Origin of the sequence: Bacillus mobilis (assembly GCF_001884045.1) — a bacterium.
GTDB lineage: Bacteria > Bacillota > Bacilli > Bacillales > Bacillaceae_G > Bacillus_A > Bacillus_A mobilis.
This window is the reverse complement of sequence record NZ_MACF01000055.1, coordinates 11,634-26,993: the sequence shown is the minus strand read 5'-3', so window position 1 is coordinate 26,993 and position 15,360 is coordinate 11,634. Positions and strand designations below refer to the sequence as shown.

The window sequence follows — 15,360 nt, the reverse complement described above, 5'->3', positions numbered from 1 at the left end:
CGTATTTTGACCAAAACTATATGCAAATGAGGTGAAAAAATGCCCATTACGAATCGATTTTCTACCACTACTAACGGGGCACTTGCGATTACAGGGAACACACTAGGTTTAAGTAAAATTAGTAACCAAAACCGTGCTGGTACAATCGGGGCAATTGGTGCATTCGTAACTACGAATACCGCTTTACAAGTACCTACTTTTCCTGCTGGTACAACGTTAAACTATACACAAAATAGTTCTACCGCTGTATTAAATATCCCTGCTGGTAGTACGATTCTTTACGCAGAACTCGTTTGGGGTGGAAACTATTTATCTCGTGATCAAAACATTACGAGTGTTTTAGGAAACCCTGTTTCTTTTACTACACCTGTTTCAACATACCCAATTACCCCTTCGGCTGTTACAGCTTCAAATCAAACTTTCGTTTCTGGATCTGTCACATTTGGATTCTATACACGTTCTGCAGATGTAACATCTCTCGTTCAAGCTGCTGGATCTGGCTCTTATACAACTGGCTCTGTCCCTGGACTTGTTGATCCTTTAGATGCTTCTAATGGGGCTATCAATTCTTCTGGATGGACGCTCATTGTCGCTTATCAAAATGGGACATTGCCAGCAAGAAACTTAACCATTTATGTAGCGGGTAACCGTGTTTCTGCTGATACCGGTAGTGCAGATGTAGCTGTTTCAGGATTTTTAACACCTTCCGGAGGACCTGTAAGCGGACGATTATTTTTGAGTTCTACCGAAGGGGATGCTGATTTAATTGGGGATCAGGCTCTATTCGGACCAAATTTCAGTTCATTAAACGCTTTATCCGGACCAAATAATGCCATAAATAATTTCTTCGGTTCCCAAATTAATAATGCTGCAGGAAACTTAGATACAACAGGGACATTTGGAACGCGAAATCAAAGTGCTTCTTCAGGTACAAACATCTCTGCAGGAAGACAAGGCTGGGACATTACTTCCATTGATATTTCTCCCTATTTAACAAATTCTCAAGTATCTGCCGCAATCCGTTTAACAACTAAAGGAGATGCATACATGTTAAATACAGTCGGTTTACAAATTAATATAAACTCACCTAATATACAAGCAACGAAAAGCGTGAATAAAAGTGTAGCTACAATTGGAGACATTCTCACTTATACAGTTACTATCCCTAATACCGGACTTCTTCCCGCCAATAACGTTATTTTGACAGACATTCTCCCTAATGGGACTTCCTTTATACCTGGCACTGTAATGGTAGATAACATACCACAAACAAATGCAAATCCTGCCGCTGGTATATCTCTTGGAACAATCAATAATGGTGCTTCTCGTACAGTAACTTTCCAAGCGACTGTCGTTTCTCTGCCAAATCCAAATCCGATTTCTAACACTGCTAATATTACATTTCAATATACACCAATCGCCGGTGGAACGACCTTTAACGGTCTTGCAACAAGCAACTCTGCTGGAACACAAGTTAACCTCGCAGATATTAATGGCACAAAATCAGTTAATAAACTTTTTACCGATATTGGTGAAACGCTAACTTACAGTATTGCCTTAGCTAATATAGGAAATATCGCTGCAACAAATGTTATATATACGGACCCGATTCCTAGCGGGACTACTTTCATTCCAGGGAGCGTAACTGTGAACGGAGTTACCCAAGCTGGCGCAAATCCCGCTACTGGTATATCAATTGGATCTATTGCTGCTAATTCTACGACTACGGTTTCATTTCAAGTATTCGTTCCTTCTATCCCGCAAACAAATCCCATATTAAATAGTGGTACAACAACTTATCAATACATTCCTGTGCCAAATCAACCGGCAGTAAGCGGGACTGATACGACGAATATTGTCTCCACTCAAGTGAATAATGCTACTGTAACAATGACGAAAGCAGTAGATAAAAATTTTGCAGATATTGGTGATATACTAACGTACACCGTTTCCTTTACAGGTACAGGTAATACGAATGCAAACAATGTTATTTTTACAGATGTCATTCCTACTGGAACAACTTTTGTTGTAAACAGTGTAACAATTGATGGCACGACACAAGTGGGCGCAAATCCCGCTAACGGTGTGAACATTGGATCCATCCCAACTGGTACAACAAAAAATGTTTCATTTCAAGTAGTAGTAAATACAATACCCGCGTCAAACGTCGTATTTAATGGATCAAGCGCTTCTTATCAATATACCGTCAACCCTAGCCAATCACCAGTTACAAAAAACATTTCTTCTAATCTCGTTTCCACTCAAATTAATAATGCGAATGTAACATTAACAAAATCAACTAACAAACAATTTGCCACAATTGGCGAAACGATAAGTTATACAATCCTTATTACAAACAGTGGAAATACAGCTGCAACTAACGTACAGCTAACAGATTCACTTCCAAATGGAACGATATTAACACCAGGTTCGGTAACACTCAACGGTGTTTTACAAAATGTAGATTCACTCGTTTTCGTACCTATTGGTACAATACCAGGAGGAGCTACTTTCACCTTATCCTTTCAAGTAACAGTCATCAATATTACGACCCAAAATCCTATCATTAATAACGCCTTCGCTTCTTATCTATATACTGTAAATCCAAGTTTGCCACCGACTTCAAAAACAGCAAATTCTAATTCTGTTACATCAACAATTAGACTAGCAAATCTCCATGCTAATAAATCTGTAGATAAAACGTTTGCGGAAGTTGGTGATGTATTAACTTACACCTTTGCTCTTACTAACGATGGAAATGTTGCAGCGAACAATGTATTACTATCTGATTCAATTGCGAATGGAACCGCTTTTGTCCCAAACAGCGTTATAGTTAACAGTGTTACTCAGCCAGGCGTTACACCAGCTAGCATCAATATTGGTAGCATCAATGCTAATACTACAATTACAGCTTCATTCCAAGTAGTAATCACTAGCATTCCAAATCCAAACCCTATTTCAAATAGCGCTTCCATCTCCTATAACTTTATCGTTGATCCAAACACTTCACCTGTAAGTAAGAACACTACTTCAACCACTACATTTACTCAAGTAAACGATGCAAATGTCATTTCAGCCAAAACAGTGGATCGAGCGTTCGCTACCGTAGGGGATATATTAACTTATACTGTTACTTTGACGAATGCAGGAAGTGTTTCTGCTGATAGCCCTACTTTCGTAGATACGAATCCAGACGGTACTACCTTTATTCCAAATACTTTTCTTATTAATGGTGTACTTCAAAATAACGCAGATCCAAATATAGGTGTTCCACTACCTTCCATTGCTGCTAATGGCTCACTTACTGTCTCTTATCAAGTAACCGTCACCTCTTTACCAACACAAAATCCAACATTAAATTCATCTAGTACACAGTATAGCTTTATTCTAAATCCGGGCGATCCACCAACTATAGAAACATCTGTAAGTAACACTGTAAGTACACAAATTAATTTAGCAAATGTAGTGATTGTCAAAGAAGTAGATTTAACTATCGCCGATGTCGGGCAACCAATCACATATACAATTTCTTTAGCTAATCTTGGCAATACTACAGCAAATAATGTTATTGTTACCGATATAATCCCTAATGGCTCCACTATCGTACCAAATAGTATTTTTATAGGTGGTACTTTACAACAAGGTGCAGACCCTAGTACCGGTCTTCAAGTCGGCTCCATTCCTTCAGGTGGTTTTACAACGATTGTTTTTCAAATAAGTGCAAATAGTTTACCTTCACCAAATCCAGTTCAAAATAGCGCTGCACTTCAATATAGCTTTATCGCAGATCCAAGTTTACCTGCCGTTGTCAGAAACGCTACTAGCAATATAGTAACGACGCAAATTAATACTGCTAATATTGTTGCCACAAAACTAACAAGTACAAATTTCGCTGATGTTGGCGCTGTCATAACGTATGCAACAATTTTAACAAATAACGGCAATATCCCTGCTTCTAACGTAACGTTTACAGATATCATTCCAGCTGGTACCATCTTCCTTCCTAATACTGTAACGATTAACGGTGTCCCTATAGCAAATGCAAACCCTGCTAATGGCATTTTAATTGGGACGATAGGAGCGAATTCATCACGTACTGTTGCATTCCAAGTTTCTGTACCAACTATTCCTAGTCCAAATCCGATTACGAATCAATCGAGCACTACATTCCAATACACATACGACGCATCCAAATCAGTTGTAACGCAGATGGTGGCCTCTAACACCGTACAGACAACTATTAATAACGCTACGATTGCCGCTGTAAAATCGGCAGATAAACACTTTGCTAACGTAAATGATATTATTACGTATACAACTACTTTAACGAATAACGGGAACACACTTGCATCAAATGTAATTTTTACAGATGTAATTCCAAACGGAACATCATTTATTCCTAATAGTGTAACAGTAAATGGCAATACACTTCCTAATACAAACCCAGCAAGTGGAATTGCAATTGATCCAATAAACCCTAATACAAGTGCAACAATCTCATTTCAAGTAATAGTAAATTCCATTCCTAGTCCAAATCCAATCCCGAACCAAAGCAATACAGCGTACCAATATGTCATAGATCCTAACTTACCTCCAGCGTCCGCCAATGCGTTAAGTAACGTAATAACAACTCAAATTAATAACGCTACAATCGTCGCTACGAAGTCAGTGAATACACCGACAGCTGCAATTGGGGATATCGTTACTTATACGATTGCAGTTACGAACACAGGGAATATCCCTGCTAGCGCTACAGTTTTAACAGATGGACTCGGTGCAGGCGCCTCATTTGTGCCAAACTCTGTAACTATCGATAATATTCCGCAGCCAGGGTTAGATCCATCACTTGGTATTCACTTAGCAGATATTCCCCCAGGAGATACTGTATTCATTACTTTTCAAGCACAAATTTTAGCGATACCACCTAGTGGCACATTAACAAATAATGCTCTTGTAAATTATGAATATACCGTAAATCCAAACCAATCACCCGCTGTTGGTAGTACAGTTACGAATACGACGGTTACGCCAATTATTGATGCAACTCTTTCTATAAATAAAACTGTCAATTCAAGATTTGCTACTATTGGAGATACACTGACTTTCACTGCTATCATTACTAATTCCGGTAATACTACCGCAAACAATGTTATTTTTACAGATGTAATTCCAAATGGTACATCATTTATTCCAAACAGTTTTACGGTAAATGGAACAACTATTCCTAATGCAAATCCACAAAATGGTATCAATATTGGCAACTTGAATTCAAATGCATCTGCTACACTCAGTTTTCAAGTAAACATTACATCACTCCCAAATCCGAATCCAATCCCAAACCAATCATCGCTTCAATATAGCTTTATTGTAGGTATAAATGAACCGCCAGTTTCACGAACAGTTCAATCTAATAAAACTTTTACACAAGTAAATACTGCTTCCGTTATCGCAACAAAAACTGCAAGCAGTGCATTTGCTGCTGTTGGAGATACAATTACGTATACAACTACCCTCACCAATAGCGGAAATACTACCGCAAACACACCTGTTTTTATCGATATATTACCACCTGAACTTTCATTCGTTCCTGATAGCGTACAAATTAATACCATCCCACAACTTGGATTTAGACCAGATAGCGGGATTTCTTTAGACTCAATTCCAGTTGGAGGAACGACAACAATTAGCTTTCAAGCTATCGTTGGCTCAATACCAGTTACAAATCCAACTTTGAACCAGTCTAGCACGACATACTCGATCATTGTTGATCCTACCCAGCCGCCGGTGACAGAAACAGCTACAAGTAATCCAACTTTAGTTCAAATTAACGAAGCGATTATTCAAGCAACGAAAAGTGTGGATCGACTATTTTCTGACGTAGCACCTGGAAATTCATTTTTAACGTATACTGTTTTATTGGAGAATATAGGAAACACAACTGCTACGAATATCATTTTTACAGATCCGATTCCAAATAATACAGTGTTTATAGCGGATAGCGTTCGAGTAGGCGGGGTTTTATTACCTGGGGTAAATCCAGCGAATGGGGTACCAATTGGGGATATTATTGCAGGAGATTTTACAAACATTACCTTCCGCGTGCAAGTAGTTAGCATTCCAAATCCAATTTTCACAATTGGACCTGGGGGGCCAAACTCACCAGTTGTAAATGGCGCTTCTATTGATTATCAATTTATGACAGGACCTAATTTACCACTCGTTTCAAGAAGTACGACATCCAATCCGGTTTCGACACAAATAAATTCCGGAGAAATTACACTTGTTAAATCTGTAGATAAAACTTTCGCAACAATTGGCGATACAATTTCTTATACGATTACATTAAGTAACCCTGGAAATGTTACTTCACAAAATATAATTTTCACAGATATTTTACCTGACGGAACGACATTCATATCTGGCACTCTTACAAACGATTCTGGTACACAGCAGATCGGAAATCCAGCTAACGGGATTCAGATTGGAAATATAAATCCAAACGGAACGGCTGTGATTACTCTCAACGTACTTGTTACAAATATTCCAAGTATAAATCCAATTTCTAATTCTAGTTCTGTACAATTTTCACATGTGGTCGACCCTAGCCAACCTTCCGTATCACAAATGAATGTATCTAATGCTGTTTCGACAACTATTAATAGTGCAATTTTAACAACCCAAAAAAGTGCTGATAAATCTATCGTTTCAGTTGGAGATACGATTACGTATACAACTACTATTACAAATACAGGAAATACAGCCGCTACGAATATTACTTTCACAAGCGCTATTCCAGCTAGCATTACCTTTATACCAAATTCATTCACGATAAATGGCGTTCAGCAGTCTGGTGCACAACCAGCACTGGGAGTAACTATACCAAATATCGCACCGGGTGAAACAGTAACTGTTACTTTCCAAGTAAATGTTATTTCTGTTCCCCCTTCAAATTCGATTATGGGTAATGACACAATTTTATATTCTTATACTGTCGATCCAAACGGAACTCCTATTACAACTTCTATTTCAACAAATATCGTTACAAACCCGGTACTAGATGCTATGATAACGATGGTGAAATCTGTAGATCAAACACTTGTAACACTAGGTGATACCATTACCTATACGACAATTTTAACGAATAGCGGTAATACAAACGCTACGAATATTACTTTCACTGACCTCATACCAGATGGTACGACGTTTATAACTGATAGCGTTACAATAGATGGCATCACACAAATCGGGCTCAACCCTAATACAGGTATTACAATTGGATTAATTGCTCCTAACAGCTCAATATCTATAGCATTTCAAGTTACCGCTACTTCTACACCAGCCCAAAATCCTATTGCCAATTCCGCTACTGCTTCTTACACATTTATCGCTGATCCTAATGCCCCTATTGTTTCAAGGACCGTTACTTCAAACACAGTGTTCACTACGATTAATACAGCTACCATTCTTTCATTAAAACAAGTCGATAAATCCTTTAGTCGTATTGGAGACACACTCACTTATACTGTCGCTTTAACAAACAATGGAAACTCATCTGCGCAAAATGTTATATTCACAGATACCGTACCGAGCGGAACAGCATTTATTGCAGACACATTTTCTATTAATGGAATTCTTCAAAGTGGTGCAAATCCAGTGAACGGTGTAAATATCGGAACTATAACAGCTGGGACTACAGTAACAATTTCGTTCCAAGTTACTGTAACGTCATTACCAACTGAAAACCCCATTGTAAATTTCTCATCAACATCGTACCAATTAGTCTCACCGCCTGATGCAGAAACTTCAATTAGCAATCCTGTTTCAACGCAAATTAAAGAAGCACTATTATCCATGACGAAAAATGAAAGTGTATCCTTTGCAGATATCGGGCAAACTGCTTTTTACACTACTTCTATTTCGAATATAGGAAATACAGATGCAACTAATATTGTATTCACAGATGTATTACCAAATGGAGTCACATTTGTTCCTAACACATTAACTGTCGATGGTGTTTTACAACCTGACGCGAATCCAAATACAGGTGTATTACTTGCAACACTTCCGCCTAATGAAATATATAGTATCGTCTTTCAAGTTACAGTGAACAGCATTCCCCCTATTAATCCAGCACCAAATACAGCATCAACAACATATGAGTTTACTGTTGATCCTGTTAATCCTCCAGTATTAAGTGCGGCTACTTCCAACACTACGCTTCTTCAAATAAACAACGCGAATATTATAAGTACAAAAACAACAGATCTTACTTTTGCGGATGTTGGTAATACAATAACATTTACACTTAACCTCCCGAATACAGGGAATGTGACTGCAACTGATGTTACCGTTATCGATACGCTTGATAGCAATTTAACTTTTGTTCCAAACAGTTTCACAGTTAATGGGCAAACCATTCCAAATGCTGATTTATCTACTGGTGTAAATATCGGTTCAATTAACGGTGGTACTGCAGCAATTATCACATTCCAAGCTACCGTTACAACCCTACCAATCAACAACCCTATTTCTAATTCAGCTCTTACCACTTATCGTTATATTGTTGATCCAGACCAGTCACCTATTACAACTTCCAATCAATCTAATACAACGACAACACAAATTAATAGTGCTATTCTTACTGCACAAAAAAATTCAAATGTGTCAACAGTAGATATTGGGCAAGATATCATCTACTCCGTTACAATTACAAATAGCGGAAATGTTAATGCAACGAATGTTATTTTTACCGACGTTATTCCAGACGGAACTTCCTTTGAACCAAATAGTTTTACACTTAATGGAACTATTATCGAAAATGCAAACACCATTACAGGTGTCCCAATTGGTGATATCGCGCCAAACGAATCTGCCATTGTAGAATTTCATATTACTTCAAATGAAATCCCGGCTATTAATCCAATTACGAATCAAGCTAGCGTTAGCTTTCAGCATATCGTTAATCCAGATAATCCTCCTGTTTCAAAAAACATTACTTCAAATAGTGTTATCACAACAATTGAAAGTGCTATTTTAACTACTACTAAAATCGGTGATAAAGCTTTTGCAACGATTGGTGATACAATTACGTATACAACTACAATTACGAATACTGGAAATATCCCTGCCAATAACGTTATTTTCTCAGACCCGATACCATCGTGGACACAATTTGTTGCCGGATCCGTTATTGTTGATGGCACTCCATTACCATCCACTTCTATTACCAGCGGTATTGGCATAAATACGATCATTCCAAATCAAACTGTAACAATCATATTCCAAGTTCAAATCGTAAGCAATCCATCAACATTCACACCTGAACTCCAAAACTTAGCATTTGTTAACTTCCAATATAACGTAGGCAATGCATTACAGGCTCAGCCTGGCAATGTGGAAACGAACGTCTTCGTTACTTCTATTCATTCAGCAATACTTTCAGCTGTAAAAACTGCTAGTACAGCCTTTGCGAATATTGGAGACACGATCACTTATACAGTTTTAATACAAAATAGCGGCAGTACAAACGCTACGAATGTAAATTTCTCAGACCTCATTCCAGCTGGAACGACCTTTATTGAAAATAGTTTTGCCGTAAATGGAAGTACCATTCCAGGTGCAAATCCAAATAACGGAGTTAATATCGGAACCGTTAGTACGAACAGTTCCTTAACCGTTACTTTCCAAGTCATAGTTACATCTACTCCGCCTTCAAACCCAATTACAAACGTTGCATCCGTTCAATACGAATTTCTTGTTGATCCGACTTCTCCTCCTGTTACAGGCACAATTACTTCTAATAGTGCTTCTACACAAATTAATAATGCTACTGTTACAACGGTTTTAGAAGCAAATCGAACAATTGTATCTATCGGAGATATAATTACGTATACAGCAACATTAACAAACACTGGAAACTTCCCTGCAAACTCGGTATTACTCATTAACGGTGTTCCTGAAGGGGCATTATTTGTTCCCAATAGTGTTACGCTTAACGGAATTTCACTTCCAGATGCAAGTCCAACTCTCGGTATTCCAGTTGGCATTATCGCACCAGGTGATTCTGCTACAATTACGTTCCAATTTCTTGCAAACTCTATTCCGCCACAAGGAGCAATTATAAATCAAGCACTTACAAGTTACACATATATTGTCGATCCAAGTCAACCTCCAGTTACAGCAACATCTTCATCTAATACGGTTAATACAGCTGTCGTTGATGCATCACTATCTGTAATTAAAAATACAGATTCCCTCGTACAGTCTACTGACGGTACAATCACTTACACTGTAGTCGTTCAAAATAACGGGAATACAACTGCAAATACAGTTACTTTAACAGATTTGGTCCCAGAGGGAACTGCATTTATTCCGGATAGTGTGACCATTAATGGTGTTTCAGCTCCAGGTACTGATCCAAACGTAGGGATCTCATTAAACTCCATTGCACCTTCGGAAATCGTCACCGTCACATTCCAAGTTATCGTTCAATCCATTCCAAGCGTGAATCCAATTTCTAATATAGCTCGTATTGACTATACTTTTATCGCTGATCCAACTGCTCCTATCATCTCTCGAACAATTACGTCTAATCCAGCTTTCACACAAATTTCGGATGCGAATGTTCTTTCTTTAAAAGCAGTCAATGCACAACAAGCAACAACAGGTGATATTTTGACCTATACGATAACGCTAGAAAATACCGGAAATATTCCAGCTACGAATCTCATATTTTCAGATACGCTTCCAGAAGGGACTACATTCGTAGACAATAGTTTTACACTTAACGGAACAACTATACTTGGTGCCAATCCAAATGTAGGTGTTACTTTGCCTAACCTAGCAGCAAACGCTACTCACCTTATTGCTTTCCAAGTTCTTATTAACGATCCATTCTCGCAACAATCGATTACAAATCAATCTAATACAACATATACAATTCAACCAGATCCAGGGCAACCGCCTATTACTGAAACATCTACAAGTAATATTGTCATTACAAATTTCGTGCAAGCACAATTAACAATTACAAAAACGTCCAATCCAATAACTGTAGATATTGGCGGAACTATACTTTATATTTCTGAAGTGAAAAATAGCGGCAATGTTGACGCAATAAATATTATTTTTACAGATTCGATTCCAGTTGGGACTACATTCGTTCTCGACAGTGTCACAATTAACGGTGTACTTCAGCCTGATGCAAATCCCGAAAACGGAATACCAATTGGAAAGATTCCACCAAACAGTTCCAAAACAATACTATTTCAAGTACAAACAAATAATCCACCTACTGAAACCGAAATTGTAAATCAATCTTCAGTAACTTACCAATATATAAGTATTCCTACAGCTCCACCAGTGAATCGCTCTGCAAATTCTAACATTGTTACAACATCACTTCAAAATGCGAATATTATTTCCGTTAAAAGCGCAGATGTAACTTTCGTCTCCATCGGGCAATTTATTACCTACACAAATACACTACAAAATATCGGAACGGTTCCAGCTAACAATACGGTGTTCATTGACAACATTCCAGAAGGGACAATATTCATTGAAGATAGCTTATCAATAAATAATGTCATTCAGCCTGGTACGAATCCTGAAAATGGAGTAACTCTCGGCACGATACAACCAGATGAAACAGTCACTATTTCATTCCAAGTACAACTTACAAATATACCTGAAGACAATACAGTCATTAACATCTCAGACACTTCATATGAATACCAAATTGACCCTAGTTCTCCAATTATTCAGCGTAGATCATTATCAAATACAGTAAACACGGAAGTCCGTACAGCAAATGTTAGTGCAATTAAATCTGCTAACAGATCCATTACACGCATCGGTCAAATTATCACATATACCATCGCAGTTACAAATGCTGGTACAGTACCTATTACAAATACTCTCCTAATTGACGCAATCGCTGCTGGCACCACATTCGTTCCAGATAGCATTCTTGTAGATGGCATACCAAGACCTAACGAAAATCCAAGTACCGGAATCTCACTTAATATTATCCTTCCAAACAATACAATTATCGTTACATTCCAAGTAAATGTAGACTCGATACCTTCTCAAAATAACATGAATAATATCGCCGTCATCCACTATGAGTATCAGCCAGACCAAAGCTTACCACCAATTTCAGAAACGACATCTTCCAATACTACAAATATACAATTTATTGATGCCATTCTTATCGCTACAAAATCCGCTAATACAGTATTAGCTAATATTGATGAAACTATTGAATATACAGTACTCATTCAAAATAACGGATCCACTACAACTAACTCCATCTTTTTTACTGATATTATAGAAGATGGAACAGTATTTATTTCGGGGAGTGTAACAGTTAACAACACTGTACTTCCTGCAGCAGATCCGAATATCGGCTTTTCCATCCCGAATATCACATCAGGTCAAGTAGCTACAATAACATTCCAAGTTTCGGTTACGAATTTACCTGCTGCAAACCCAACACCTAATACTGCAAACATCGTCTACGACTTTATTTTCAACCCTGACTTTGCACCAATTCAAAAATCGACTACTTCCAACACTACTTTCGTTCAAATTAATGATGCTGATATCGTTTCACTTAAAACTGTTGATTTGACTTCTGTAACAATTGGTGATGTTTTAACTTATACAACAACTTTAACAAATACAGGGAATACGGATGCTACTGCTCTTGTATTTACAGACAATATTCCTGGTGGAACAACCTTTATAGACGGTAGCGTTTTAGTAAATAACATTCCGCAGCTTAATGCCAATCCAAGTACCGGTATATTGTTAGGAACGATTGCTCCTAACATTTCTATCCCAGTCACATTTTCTGTTACTGTCGTAGCGCTTCCAGCTAGTGGTCGTATTCAAAATCAATCCACTTCTCGTTATACAATTAATAGCGAAGAACAAATATCAACTAGTAATATTACCTTCACTGAAGTTATTTCTGCTAATATAATTGCAACAAAAACAACGCCTATCCAATACGCTGACCTACAAACGATTATCCCTTACACTATTTCCATCACAAACAATGGGAATATACAAGTGGAAAATATTATCGTTACAGATATCATCCCAGCAAATACGAGCTTTATAGAGAATAGTGTTATTGTGAATGGAAGCGCTCGTCCAAATGATAATCCACTTAGCGGGATACAACTTGATAACATTCCGCCTAATACGACAGCAACTATTCTATTCCAAGTACGGGTTACTTCAATTCCGCAAACAAATCCAATCTCTAATACGAGTACAATTGAATACCAATACACGTTACCAAACCAGCCGCCTATTACCGAAACTATTATTTCATCAGCTGCCGTAACAACAATTAATCATGCGACTTTGAATAGTAATAAAACTGTTGACCTTGCATTTGCAACGGTTGGTGATGCGTTAACGTATACGATTACACTAAATCAAACCGGTAATGTTGCAGTAAATGATGTAATCATTCAAGATATTATTCCTCAAGGTACTACGTTTATAGAAAATAGCGTCATTGTAAACGGAGAAACTCTTCCAGGAGTGAATCCAGTAAGCGGCATACCAATTGGTACTATAATTGTAGATGGAGATGCTATCGTTTCATTCCAAGTAACTGTGACTACTATTCCAACACCAAATGAACTAAACAACAACGCAATTACTACTTTTAACTATATAGTCAACCCAAATAACGTACCCGTTACAAATACGACTACAACAAATACCGTCACAACTACTGTCCAAAATGATAATGTCATTGCCATAAAATCTGTTGATGTAACGAATGCCTTACCTGCTCAAACTTTAACGTATACAATTACGATTATGAATAGCGGTAATGTAACGATTGAAGACCTTCTTGTTATAGACACCATACCAATAGATACGACTTTTGTTGCTGGTAGTGTTACGATTAACGGAATCAATCAGCCTAATGAGAATCCGGAAAATGGTATTACGTTAGGAAATCTTGCTCATAATGACTCTGTCATTATTACGTTCCAAGTGACAATATCTTCTTCTACTCTTCAACCTACAATTAATAACGATGCTACTGTTTCCTATACCGTTATCATTGATCCAGATGAACCACCTATTACAATTACAAAGCAAACAAATACCGTTACAACAACATTAATCGAGCCAATAATTAACATTGAGAAAACAGCAGACAAATCTATCGTCGTTATAGGAGATGTTATTACATTCACATTAGAGGTATTTAATGATTCCACAATTCCGACAATTAGTACTTCTGTTATAGACACAATTCCAGCTGGTACAACATTTATAGAAAACAGCGTAACTATTAACGGTACTTCGGTTCCAAATGTTCGTCCAGACACTGGTATTAATATTGGTTCTTTATCTGCAGGTACAGTAGCAACTATAACATTTCAAGTCCTCGTAACTTCTATTCCTTCAAACAGTACAATTATAAATTCTGCAACAGTTACCGCTGCTTTTCAATTGACACCACAGGATCCAATTATTACTTTCATTGTTAATTCAAATATTGTTCGTATACCAGTTCAATTTATAACTACAACAGTCACGAAAAATGCTTCCGTCAGCTCAGCTTATTTAAATCAATATTTTGATTACACGGTACGCATTACAAATACTTCCAAAATTTCACTCTCAAATATTTCGTTACAAGATACTATTCCAGCAGGTTTACAATTTATAAACGGCACTGTCTTTATTAACGGTGAACGCTCTCCACTAGCGAATCCGAATATCGGTTTCCTAGTTGCCACTAATTTAGAGCCAAACGAAACAATTATCGTGTTATTCACAGTACAAGTAATAAGTCCACCTGTTAATAATGAGTTTAAAAATACGGCCAATATTTCGTTACAACTTCAAGTCTCGCCTACCGATCCACCAATTACAGTAACCGTTACAAGTAACGAGAACATCGTCACCTTTGTTCCAGAAAATCCAGATGAAACACTTCCAAATTTAAATTGCTTCTTTGACGGTGAACGCTTCATTCGCATTACTCCTCGAAATATAAGAAATTACCTTTGGGCTTGGATTTGGTGGCAGTAATTAAATAAAAAATAAAAAGCTTGTAATTTGGATGTTATCCAAATTACAAGCTTTTTTGACATGGTACCTCTAGTTACTTAATCTATTTCAAACCTCTGATAAAAAATTATTCAGTCAATTTTTTAGTTGAAAAGAAAATATTAAGAAAAGTAAAAGGTGAAATTGAAAGAAAAGTGTAAAAGCTTGTTCACTTATATAATTTATGTAAGAAATACAGGTAATGTATATGAAGCAATCGAAGTTATGAAAATAAAATATATAATACGGGGTATAGCTAGTATTGATATT

Annotated in this window: 1 protein-coding gene; it reads left to right on the top strand. The window is 37.3% G+C overall.

Going from position 1 to position 15,360, the window contains the following annotated elements; genetic code table 11:
* Positions 1-39 precede the first annotated feature (39 nt).
* A complete protein-coding gene (locus BAQ44_RS08890) occupies positions 40-15,072 on the top strand; it encodes a beta strand repeat-containing protein (RefSeq protein WP_071721506.1) in 15,033 nt (5,010 codons plus the stop codon).
* The last annotated feature ends 288 nt before the right edge of the window (positions 15,073-15,360 follow it).